Here is a 10,292-nt window from a genome sequence, read left to right as displayed (position 1 = left end):
CAGCCGCATTCACGACACCTGCCCAGGTGGCGGAATTGGTAGACGCGCTGGTTTCAGGTACCAGTGACTTAACGGTCGTGGAGGTTCGAGTCCTCTCCTGGGCACCATCCTTCCCAGTCGCGGGCCCTGACCGCAAAGGCTTCGGGGTGGGGAATGGAAAGGGTTCGGCTTTGACCAATCATCTTCACACGCGCGATCTTCCGAACGGCCTCGACCTTGGGCCGGTCGTCGCCATCGATTGCGAGACCATGGGGCTGAACCCCCACCGCGACCGGCTCTGCGTCGTGCAGTTGTCGGGCGGCGACGGCGACGCGCACCTCGTACAGGTCGAGATCGGCCAGACCGAGGCGCCAAACCTCGTGCGGATGCTGCGCAACCCCGAGGTGCTGAAGCTGTTTCACTTCGGCCGTTTCGATATCGCCGTGCTCGACCATGCGTTCGGCGCGCTTGCCGCGCCCGTCTACTGCACCAAGATCGCCTCGAAGCTGGTGCGGACCTATACCGACCGGCACGGGCTGAAGTACCTGCTGCAGGAATTGCTCGACGTCGACATCTCCAAGCAGCAGCAAAGCTCGGACTGGGGCGCGGCCAAGCTGACGGAGGCGCAGGTGGCCTATGCCGCGTCGGACGTCCTTTACCTGCATCGCCTGCGCGACGCGCTTGACGCCATGCTCGCGCGCGAAGGGCGGACCGCACTGGCGCAGGCGTGCTTCGACTTTCTGCCGACGCGCGCGCGCCTCGACCTCGAAGGCTGGCCCGAGGCCGACATCTTCGCGCACTGAGCCGCCACGATCATGGCCCGGCATAACCGATATTCGAGGCTCGTGACCGGGCTCAAGGTCGTGATGCCGCTCGGGGCGATTGTCCTTCTGTCGACGATCTTCCTCCTGTCCGACCCGCCGGACCCCGAGCGCGCGCTGCCTTATGCCGAGGTCGACGTGGCGCAGCTCGCCCGCGAGATGCGGCTGACGCAGCCGCGCTACGCCGGGCTTCTGCCGGACGGCCGGGAGATCACGCTCGTGGCCGAAACAGCCGCTCCGGATTTCGAGACGACTGACGTCATATTGACCGACACGCTGGAGGGGCGGATCGCGCTGGACGACAACGAGTTCCTCTACGTCGACGCCGGGTCGGGGCGGATCGACGTGGCGGGCCGCATCGCCGACCTGTCCGGCGGCGTGGAGGCCGAAACTTCGCAGGGCTACCGCCTGACTTCCGCCACGATGCGCATGAAGCTTGCCGAACTGGGGCTGAGCACGCCATCGGACGTGCGGGTGGAGGGGCCGGGCCTGATCCTGACGGCGGGCGCGATGGAACTTGCCGGTCCATCGGGCGCGGAGGTTCTGAGTTTCACCGGCGGTGTCCGGCTGCTATACGAACCGGAAGAGTAAGGAACGGCGATGATCGCACGTCATGCATTCCCAATCCTCGCGCTGCTCCTGAGCGCAGTCGTCGCCATTCCCGCGTCGGCGCAGGTCGCCATCGGCTTCGGCGGCATCGCTTACGATTCCAGCCAGCCCGTCGAGGTCACGTCCGAAAGCCTGACCATCGACCAGACGACGGGCGAGGCCGTGTTCACCGGCAACGTGATCGTGCATCAGGGCGACCTGCGCATGGCGGCGTCGCAGGTTCGCGTCTTCTACAGCGAGGCTGAAGGCCGGCGGGCCGTGGACGAGGTTCTTGCGACCGGCGGCGTCCTCGTGACGCGCGGCGCGGACGCGGCCGAGGGGCAGGAGGCGCGCTTCGACGTGGCCGCCTCGCTTCTGACGATGTCAGGCTCCGTCCTCGTGACGCAGGGTCCGACGGCAGTGGCGGGCGACCGGATGGTCGTGAACATGCGCACCGGCAACGGCTCGGTCGAGGGGCGGGTGCGGACCGTCCTCGACACCAGCGGGGACGAATGAGGGACGACGCGCCGTTCTCCGTCACCGAAGGGTCCAGCGGCCTGAAGGTGAACAGGCTCAGAAAGAGCTATCGCCGGCGCCCGATCATCCGCGACGTGACGATGGAGCTGAACCGAGGCGAGGTCGTCGCGCTGCTCGGCCCGAACGGTTCGGGCAAGACGACGTCGTTCTACTGCATCGCCGGCCTGATCACGCCGGACGGGGGAAGCGTCACGATCGACGGGCAGGACGTCACGCTTTTCCCGATGTATCGCCGCGCGCGGTCGGGGATCGGCTATCTTCCGCAGGAGATGTCGATCTTCCGCGGATTGTCCGTCGAGGACAACATCATGGCCATCCTCGAGGTGGTGGAGCCCAAGCGCTCGCGCCGTAAGGAACGCCTGGAAGAGCTTCTGGCGGAATTCTCGATCGAGCACCTGCGGCGCGCGCCCGCCCTGTCGCTTTCGGGCGGCGAGCGGAGACGCGCCGAGATCGCGCGCTGCCTTGCCTCGAACCCGCGATACGTCCTTCTTGACGAGCCTTTCGCGGGCGTCGATCCCATCGCGGTTGGCGACATCCGCCACCTAGTTTCCGAACTGAAGACCCGCGGCATCGGCGTTCTCATTACCGATCACAACGTGCGCGAGACGCTCGAGATCGTGGATCGCGCCTACATCCTGCACGACGGGACCATCATCATGTCCGGCAGCGCCGACGAGGTCGTGCGCGACGAGACGGTGCGCCGCGTCTATCTCGGCCAGAGCTTCCGCATCGGCTGATGCGTCCGTCCATCCGCACGACCCACGTTGACACGGGCCGCGAAGTTGTCGCCAAATGAAGCCGATGTTCGCGTTTGCTTCATCTGCGACCCAGTCCCCGCGACTTGCGCCACGACACCCATCGGGGAGTGGACAGGCTCCCATCAGGACAACACGAACACGCTGCGTGCAGCACACGCGTTCCGACGCGGAAGGCGGCACGTCTTACACTCGGGAGGACACATGCGTTACCAGATCAGCGGAAAACAGATCGACATCGGCGAGGCGTTGCAGACGCACGTCAAGGACAGCCTCGGCACCGTGGTCGGCAAATACGCCGAGCGGCCGACCGACTCGACCGTGATCTTCTCGAAGTCCGGGGCCGAGTACGTCTGCGAGGCGACCGTCCATCTGTCCACTGGCCTGACGGCCTCCGCCAAGGGCACCGCGCACGAGATCTACGCGGCCTTCGAAAAGACGGCTGACAAGATGGAAAAGCAGCTGCGCCGCTACAAGCGCCGGCTCAAGGACCATCACCGCGAACGGACGCAACCGGTTGATGTTTTCGGAGCACCGACCTATATCCTCGCCTCGTCCGACGCGGAGCATGAAGACGCCGAACCGGAGACCCTCCAGCCCATCATCGTGGCCGAAATGGAGACGAAGATCCCTTCGCTCTCCGTAGGCGAAGCCGTGATGCAGATGGAGATCGCCGGCGCGCCGCTGCTTGTGTTCCGCAACGAAGGTCATGACGGCGTGAACGTCGTGTACCGGCGCGAGGACGGCAACGTCGGCTGGATCGACCCCCGCCGGAGCTGAATGACGAAACAGAGCCCACGGGATTCGAACTCGCGGAACCGTGAAACGACCACGATACGACTGAAACAAGGGAGGTCGTATGAACCTGTCGTCCTTGCTGAAACCTCGTGCGGTGCGCGTGGTGACGGATATCAGCAGCAAGAAGCGCCTCCTTCAGTCCATCGCGGACATGGCCGGGGATCTGATCGGGCTGCCTGCATCGGACATTTTCGACGCCCTGCAGGAACGCGAAAGCCTCGGGCCCACCGGCGTCGGCCATGGCGTGGCGCTTCCACATGCGCGGCTCTCCGCCCTGAGCGAGGTTCAGGGCGCGTTCCTGAAGCTTGAGAAGCCGATCGATTTCGACTCGGCCGACCGGCAGCCAGTGGATCTGGTGTTCGCCCTGTTCGCCCCCGCCGACAGCGGGGTCGATCACCTGAAGGCTCTCGCGCTGGTGTCACGCACGCTGCGCAATCCCGCACTGTGCGCGAAACTTCGCGCCAACAGCGATCCATCGACGCTCTACACGATCCTCGCCGACGGCGCCGAAACCCAGGCCGCCTGACGCCCCGAGGGCGCGCATCACGGCCTCGACCACGGGCCGAAGCCGAGCTGCACGAAATCGCGTCTGTAGGCGTCGAAGACGGCGCGCTCGACACCATCGTCCCAAATCGCCGAAAGGGACCGAGCGCGGCCCTCCCCGGCGGACATCGGCGGGGCGTCGAGGCCCGACCGGGCGGCAAGGCCCGCAAGGGCCTGCGGCGCCTCGGCCTCCTTCAGGACCATTTGGGGCAGGACGGCATGGGCCGCGCGCTGAAGGATCGCGGTCTGCGTCGCCCAGTCGGCCTCGGTCCGAAGACTGGTCTGCCCCGCGATGTTGCCCTTCAGGAATGCGAGGAACCGCAAGAACGCATCGCGGTGCGGACCGCCTTCGTCGGCGGGGAACGGAACGCCGTAACGCCCGCGCAGAACCTCGCGGGTCGCGACCATGGCTGGCGAAAGAAGGCGCAAGTAGGCCCCGAACGCGCGTGGCGCTGGGTGGCGCAGCACGGTGAAACTGGTGAAGCCGGGATGCCCCCGCATCCATTTGCGCAGGTCCTTCTGCGACATCCCCCGCAGCAATCCGTTCCGACCGACGTCTCCGATGGCGGCCATCCAGTCGAGGACGCCGGACCGGGGCGCGCCCGAAACCGGCAGGAACAGGAGCCCCGCGTCGGGATGCGCCACGAAACCTGGCACGCCCGGCGCACGCGGCGCCTCCGTCTCGACGATCCGGTCCAGCCCGAACCGTTCCATGCGGCCCAGCGCGGCCACCATTTCGTCGTGGTTCTCGACCTTGTCCTCGAGCGGCGCGGGGTTCTGGCGCTTCAGCCGCCCGGACGCCCGCGACAGCCGATGCTCCGAGCCGAGGAACTGCGCGAGGCCGTTCAGGACCTCGAGGTCGTTGATGTCCTCGAACCTTATGTGGAAAGCGCCCTGTCCGGCGCGCTGAAGCCCATTGCTCACCTGGTCGTGAAACGCCGTCCAGTCTCCGAGCATCGCGGCGAATTCGTCCGCGTCGAAGCGGATGCGGCTGGTCCGCGCGTCCTTGAGGTCGGTCAGCCGCCACTGTCCGGTCTCGGCGGCGATCTTGCGGCTGACATAGGCGTCGAGCGGGTTGCGCGTGAGGATCACCTTGGCGATGCGCGCATCCGCGATCACGGGGGCAAGCACGCGGGGATCGTGGTCGTGGAAGAAACGGAACCCGGCCAGGCCCTTCGCATCGGCGATCATCGCGCGAAGCAGGCTCATGGGATCGCGCTCCCGCGCCGCAAGATCGTGTCCCAACAACTCGAACCGGTCCTTGCGACCGATGAAGACGGGATTGAACACCTCGCCGTGGCAGGTGACGTCCGGCAGGGAATTCAGGCTTTCCTCGAGATGGTTGGACCCGGTCCGCATCTCGGCGAAGATCACGAAGGCGTCGAACGGGCGCGTCATGGCCTAGCGCACCAGGTAGGGGCGGCTTTCGTCGCCGGGCCTTGGGGCGTCGCCGTATCCCTCCTGCGGGAAATCGCCCACGAGGAAGGGGTTCATCCCCTGGTTCCTGAGGTTCTGAAGGAATTGCGGGAACCCCTGCAGATCGACGAGGCGCGGCGCCTCGCCGAGCCGCTGGATGGGCGCGCCCTCCATGGCGTCGAGGATCGCCTGAACGTTCTCCATCGGTTCGTCGACGAACTCCGCAAGCGTCCAGATGCGGATATCGGCCCTCCGGCTGCGGTCGCGAAGCGTCTCGACGAACTCGGCCTCGCGCCGCTGAAGCCGCGCAGCCTCGGCGCGGATCGTGGCGAAGTTTCGGTTCGACATGAAGAGGCGCACCGCCCATGCGCCGGTGATGACTGAGATCTGCGCGTTGGCGTCGTTGGCCATGAAAGCGCCGGGTCGCTGATTGTCCTGCGGGCCGAACATGAAGACCTGGCGCGCGCCGCGGGTATTCCAGACGAGGTTCGTCAGGAACGCCTCGGGATTGTAGTCCCGGAGGCTCGCCGAGGCGCTGAGCGCGCCGGCGTGGATGTCGGCGTCGCCCGCGAACCTTGCGCGGCGCGGCGCAAAGAGGTTGCCGTGCACCATGGTTCCAAGCCGGCGCGACAGCCACGGCTCGAAATCCTCGAACAGGTCGTTGAATCCCTGGAAGACTGAATAGGGCGCCGCCGTGATGCCGTTTTCCCAGCCGGGGTTCGGGAACCGACTGTGCATGTAGAGACCGGATCGCCCGCGCGTCCGCCGTTCCAGCGCCCCCGAGAACACCCGGTCGATCTTGCCCGGCGCAGGCTCGGCCATCCGGTCGGACGTATGCTCGTCGGACAGGAAGGTGCGGTAAAGGCGGTTCGCCTTTGGCCAGATCTTGCGCGCGACGAAGCAGTCGGAACGGCGCAGAAGGTGCAGGTGATCGTCGTAGAAGACGTGCGGCTTGCCCTGGAAATCGAACTTGGACAGCGTCAGGGACCGGCTTTCGACCCTGCGGCCATACTTGCGCACCAGCGTCTGATAGTAGCTTTCGTCGGGAATCCAGACGAGGCGGAAGAAATCCTCCAGCTCCCCGCGGCGCGGATCCTCGAGGATGGCCGACAGGGTGTGGCGCGTCAGGCACCACCACTGACTGCCGAGGTGCGGGGTCACGCCCTCGGGCATCCGGCGGCGCCATCCAAGGGCGCGCTGCACCTCGACATAGCGGTCGAAAAGGAACCGGCGCTTCTTCCACGGCCACGGAAAGCGGAACTCGAACCGTTCCTCATTCAGCCCGCCCACCGTCCAGTCCACGTCGCGGATCGTGACGCTTTCGATGAAATCGGTCATCGGTCGCGCGGCCAGATAGGCGCGCAGGTCGTCGACGGGACGTAGCGGAAGACACGATCCCGATGCGAGATAGACGTGCCGCACCGAGGGAAAATCCTCGAGCATCATCTCGGACGCGGTCTGGCTTGCCGCGACCAGCGACCATGTCCCCCACTCGCAGCGATGGCGCTTGCAGAACCGCACGTTCGAAAGGTCGGCGAGCGCGGCGCGAAACTCGTCGAAACGCGCGCGGCCCACGGCACGATCGACGTGGATCACCACGGGGCAGTCACGCTCGGCCCAGTGGCGGGCGACCTGCGCCGCGCGGTGCAGGGCCGTATGGCACAGCATGACGAAGCCCAGCGCGCTCACGCCCAGTTTCCCTTGGACATGAGGCCGAGGATCTCGAGCTGGCGCCAGTTGATGTATCGCTCCGACCAGCGCGTCCAAAGGTCGGGGTTGGCCGAGACCCCTTCGTTGTAGGCCTTGTATTCCGCGCTTGCGGCGTAGTGCTGCCGGCGCACCATTTCTTCGGCGGCCTTTTCGGCGAAAGTCGACAGGAACTTGGCGTGCAGAAGGACGCCCGAGGCCTTTTCCCCGCCCCATTCGTCGAACACGAGGTTCAGGCCGCGCGGCAGGAGCATGTGCGTAGAGCTGGCATAGGCGAACCCCTTCTGCCAGCGCACCAGCGGGATCTTGTTGAGCGCGGGCGCGCGGGCGGGATCCTCGGCGAAGAAAGTGCGCGCGCGGGGCCCGCCCTGGATCCATAGGTTCCCGTAGGTCCAGTTCCGTTCGATCATGTAGTTGCCGGGATCGAACCAGCACGCGATCTCGAACGGGTTCTGCCCCTCGGCACAGGGCTGCGCGGTGAAGGGTCCCTTGGGATACATGTCGAGGACCATGGTCCCGAAGCTCTTGATGGACGAGGCGTCCAGCCAGTCGCACAGCGCCGGGATGGGGCGCGTATCCGAAAACGGGTAGACGAGGAACTCGTCGGGATCGACGGTCAGGCACCAGTGCCCGGAACCGTGCAGCCTCAGCAACCGGTTCATCCAGTCGATGCCGAAACGGGCGCGCTTGTAGCTGTCGGGCGTGCTCCAGACCGAGCAGTCGGGCTGACCTGCGAGAAACTCGCGCGAGCCGTCGTCGCTGCCGTTGTCGACGAACAGGAAATGCGCGATGCCGAGCGCGCGGTAGTAATCGAGGAAATACTTCAGGCGCGGACGTTCGTTGCGCAGCGTGGAGAAGCACAGGACATCCCCCGCCCGGATCGCATCCGTCCGGTCGGCCACGGGCGCGAGCGTCCGTCCCTTCCGCCATGCGCGGACGAGGTACTTCTTGCGCTCCAGTCGCAACGCATAGCGTTCAACCGCCTTCATTCACGGCCCTTCTGCCCGGTCAGGCGACCTGCCTGCCGCACCTCGGCCAGCGCCCTGGCGACACCGGCGAAATGCTCCTGCCATCGGGGCCTGTCCGGCATGGCGCCAACCGGCATTTCCAAACCGCCACGGGCCCGTTGCCTGACCGTTTCCGCCCAAGAATAGACGTCGGTCGGGTCGACGTAAACGGCGCGTGCGCCGAGCAATTCGCGCAGCACCGGCAGGTCGGAACAGATCGGAAGCAGGCCCGCGTCCAACGCCTCCCAAGGCGGCAGACCGAACCCCTCGGCGAGCGAGGGATAGAGCAGCGCATCGGCGCGCCGCATCTGCTCGGCCAGCGCGTCGTCATGCACGCCGCCGCCAAGGAAGATCGCCGTGCCGAACAGGTCGTGACCCTCGATCTCGCGCCGGATCGCGTCGCCCTGCCAGCCCTCGTTTCCAAGGATATGGAGCTGGGGCATATCCCACTTGGGGAACTCGCCGGCAAGAAGCGACCACGCCTTCAGGAGCGTCGCGTGGTTCTTGCGCGGCTCCAGCGTCCCGATCATCAGGAAGCGTCCCGCCTCCCGCTCGGGCGGGCCGGCCGGCGGGATCGCGGGAATCCCGATCGGCACGGCGACGACGGGCGGGCTTCGGTCCCGCGACGACCAGTGCCGTTCAAGGCTGGCGCGCGTATCCCCGGAGACGGTGGCGACGAGGCTGGCGTGCCGCGCGACCGCGTCGATCCTTGCCGCGAAGACGCCCGGCTGATCGGGTGGCACGAGATCGGGATGCAGAACGGGGATGAGGTCGTGAACCAGCACCACCACGTCCGTGCCGGCGTCCTGGAACGCGCCGAGCACACGGTCGCGCAGGTTGGCATGGCCGACGTTGAGGTAGGCGTCGGGTCCGTGCCGCCGGATCATCCCGGCAAGTCCCCACGGCGGACAGCGGTCGGCGGCGCCGTGGCGCACCATCGCCTCGGCCCGGTGCCGCGGACGCGCCCCGCGCCCGGTCGCCCGCGACCACAGGTCCGCCCGACCGAGGCCGGTCGTGCCGCGCACCACGTCCACGATGGCACGGGCGACGCCGGGGGGAAGCAGCAGGAAGCCGCGCGTGGTGCGGCACAGGCACATGAGCCAGGAATTGGCCGCCGAGAGATGATCGAACCAGGCAAGCTCCACCCGGTCGATCCCGGTCGGCGCGCCCCGTCCCGCCCGCGTCAGCAGACGCGTGAGATCGAGCCAGACCGCGCCACGCAACAGCGCGTCGTCCGGCGCCGGGCTCACTGCGCCGCGGTGCGGATCGACGTCATGTCCGACAGGAATTCGGAGAACTCGCCGCGCAGGTCGTCGCGGGCCAGACCGAAGGCGACAGTGGCCTGAAGGAACCCGGCCTTCGACCCGCAATCGAACCGCTGTCCCCGGAACCGGAAGCCGTAGACGTTGCCCGAAGTCGCGATCTCCTGCGCGATGGCATCGGTCAGCTGAAGCTCGCCGCCCGCGCCGGCCTCGATCCGTTCGAGGTTCTCCATCACGCGCGGATCGAGGATGTAGCGCCCGATGACGGCAAGGTTCGACGGGGCGGTGCCCGCCTTCGGTTTCTCGACCATCCCCTTCACCGACACGACGGAACCCATGTCGTCCTCGATGTCGAGGATGCCGTAGGCGTGGGTCTTGGAATCGGGAACTTCCATCGCCGCGACCATGTTTCCGCCGGTTTCGGCATAGGCGTCGACCATCTGCTTGAGGCAGGGCGTCTCGGCCGCGATCACGTCGTCGGGCAGTATGACCGCGAAGGGCTCGTCCGCCAGAAGGCGACGCGCGCACCAAACCGCATGTCCAAGGCCCAGTGCCTTGTGCTGCCGGATGTAGGCGATCGCGCCCGAGGCCATGTTGCTGGCGCCGAGCGCCTCGAGAAGGTCCGTCTTGCCCTTCTCCCGAAGCTGGTTTTCCAGTTCAGGGGAGTGGTCGAAATAATCCTCCAGCGCCGATTTCCCGCGGCTGGTGACGAAGATGAATTCCTCGATCCCGGCGGCGCGCGCCTCGTCGATCGCGTACTGGATCAGGGGTCGATCGACCAGCGTCATGATCTCCTTGGGGATCGACTTGGTCGCCGGCAGGAACCGTGTCCCGAGTCCCGCAACCGGGAAAATCGCCTTGGTCACGCGCTTTTTCATG

The 10,292-nt window shown here is 66.7% G+C and carries 11 protein-coding genes and 1 tRNA gene; 7 read left to right on the top strand and 5 right to left on the bottom strand.

Translation table 11 applies throughout. The annotated features are described in order from the left end of the window. Nucleotides 1-20: 20 nt before the first annotated feature. From P6F26_RS00910 to P6F26_RS00880, 7 genes are all read left to right on the top strand, one after another. Nucleotides 21-107: transfer RNA gene (locus P6F26_RS00910), tRNA-Leu, on the top strand. Nucleotides 108-170: 63 nt separating this feature from the next. Then, complete coding sequence (locus P6F26_RS00905; RefSeq protein WP_278026743.1) at nt 171-782, top strand: ribonuclease D; 612 nt, start codon at nt 171-173, stop codon at nt 780-782. 12 nt (nt 783-794) lie between these two features. Continuing rightward, nucleotides 795-1,391: a hypothetical protein gene (locus P6F26_RS00900; protein ID WP_278026742.1), complete on the top strand. Its 597-nt coding sequence runs from the start codon at nt 795-797 to the stop codon at nt 1,389-1,391. Between the two features lie 9 nt (nt 1,392-1,400). Continuing rightward, nucleotides 1,401-1,904: an LptA/OstA family protein gene (locus tag P6F26_RS00895; RefSeq protein WP_278026741.1), complete on the top strand. Its 504-nt coding sequence runs from the start codon at nt 1,401-1,403 to the stop codon at nt 1,902-1,904. Then, entirely contained in the window at nt 1,901-2,662 is a 762-nt protein-coding gene (lptB, locus tag P6F26_RS00890) for an LPS export ABC transporter ATP-binding protein (protein ID WP_278026740.1), read from the top strand. Before P6F26_RS00895 ends, lptB begins: the two co-directional genes overlap by 4 nt. A 222-nt stretch (nt 2,663-2,884) precedes the next feature. Continuing rightward, the gene (gene hpf / locus P6F26_RS00885) at nt 2,885-3,460 is read left to right on the top strand and encodes a ribosome hibernation-promoting factor, HPF/YfiA family (RefSeq protein ID WP_278026739.1); all 576 of its coding nucleotides are present in this window, start codon (nt 2,885-2,887) and stop codon (nt 3,458-3,460) included. A gap of 79 nt (nt 3,461-3,539) precedes the next feature. Then, nucleotides 3,540-4,004 carry a PTS sugar transporter subunit IIA gene (locus tag P6F26_RS00880; protein WP_278026738.1) on the top strand — a complete coding sequence of 155 codons (465 nt, stop codon included), beginning with the start codon at nt 3,540-3,542 and terminating at the stop codon, nt 4,002-4,004. Nucleotides 4,005-4,021: 17 nt separating this feature from the next. On the opposite strand, the gene P6F26_RS00875 is transcribed toward P6F26_RS00880, so the two are convergent. The 5 genes from P6F26_RS00875 to galU are packed head-to-tail and all read right to left on the bottom strand — an operon-like array spanning nt 4,022 to nt 10,291. After that, nucleotides 4,022-5,419, bottom strand: a complete 1,398-nt coding sequence (locus tag P6F26_RS00875) for a nodulation protein NodH (protein WP_278026737.1) — start codon at nt 5,417-5,419, stop codon at nt 4,022-4,024. A gap of 3 nt (nt 5,420-5,422) precedes the next feature. Then, nucleotides 5,423-7,126, bottom strand: coding sequence for a DUF5927 domain-containing protein (locus P6F26_RS00870; RefSeq protein WP_488356494.1), 1,704 nt, complete (start codon nt 7,124-7,126; stop codon nt 5,423-5,425). Beyond that, nucleotides 7,123-8,133, bottom strand: coding sequence for a glycosyltransferase family 2 protein (locus P6F26_RS00865; protein WP_278026736.1), 1,011 nt, complete (start codon nt 8,131-8,133; stop codon nt 7,123-7,125). The genes P6F26_RS00870 and P6F26_RS00865 overlap by 4 nt, the downstream gene beginning before the upstream one ends. Continuing rightward, a complete protein-coding gene (locus P6F26_RS00860) occupies nt 8,130-9,401 on the bottom strand; it encodes a glycosyltransferase (protein ID WP_278026735.1) in 1,272 nt (423 codons plus the stop codon). The genes P6F26_RS00865 and P6F26_RS00860 overlap by 4 nt, the downstream gene beginning before the upstream one ends. Further along, nucleotides 9,398-10,291: a UTP--glucose-1-phosphate uridylyltransferase GalU gene (galU, locus tag P6F26_RS00855; RefSeq protein WP_278026734.1), complete on the bottom strand. Its 894-nt coding sequence runs from the start codon at nt 10,289-10,291 to the stop codon at nt 9,398-9,400. The genes P6F26_RS00860 and galU overlap by 4 nt, the downstream gene beginning before the upstream one ends. Between the last annotated feature and the right edge of the window lies 1 nt (nt 10,292).

This window comes from Roseicyclus salinarum, from assembly GCF_029624655.1.
Taxonomy (GTDB): Bacteria; Pseudomonadota; Alphaproteobacteria; order Rhodobacterales; family Rhodobacteraceae; genus Roseibacterium; species Roseibacterium salinarum.
The sequence above is the reverse complement of the archived record's forward strand: the minus strand, read 5'-3'. Positions and strand labels throughout refer to the sequence as shown.